At 44.1% G+C, this 329-nt stretch carries 1 protein-coding gene; it reads left to right on the plus strand.

Annotation, left to right across the window (positions count from 1 at the left end):
- Nucleotides 1-306, plus strand: a 306-nt coding sequence (locus A3223_RS09520) for a cation:dicarboxylate symporter family transporter (protein ID WP_141081813.1), incomplete at its 5' end; no start/stop codon positions are given.
- Nucleotides 307-329: the final 23 nt, after the last annotated feature.

A 329-nucleotide genomic window follows, 5' to 3' on the forward strand; every position in this document is an offset into this window, starting at 1 on the left:
GTTACCATTAGTATCCTAGCGCTTACTGCGGTAAATTCTATCCCATCTATCACAGTTACATTTGGCGATGCACTACTTCTATGCTTTATCTCAGCTCTTGGTGCATGTGGCGCATCTGGTGTGGCTGGCGGCTCACTTCTTTTAGTGCCATTAGCGTGCGGTCTTTTTGGTATCGGCAACGACATTGCCATGCAGTTTGTCACAGTTGGCTTTACGATTGGCGTTATCCAAGACTCAGTTGAAACTGCGCTAAATAGCTCATCAGACGTGCTTTTTACAGCCGTAGCTTCAGAGACTTCAAACTAATCTTCATAAAATTTCAGCTAAAT

Origin of the sequence: Campylobacter concisus, from assembly GCF_002092855.1 — a bacterium.
In the GTDB taxonomy this organism is placed as follows: Bacteria; Campylobacterota; Campylobacteria; order Campylobacterales; family Campylobacteraceae; genus Campylobacter_A; species Campylobacter_A concisus_AI.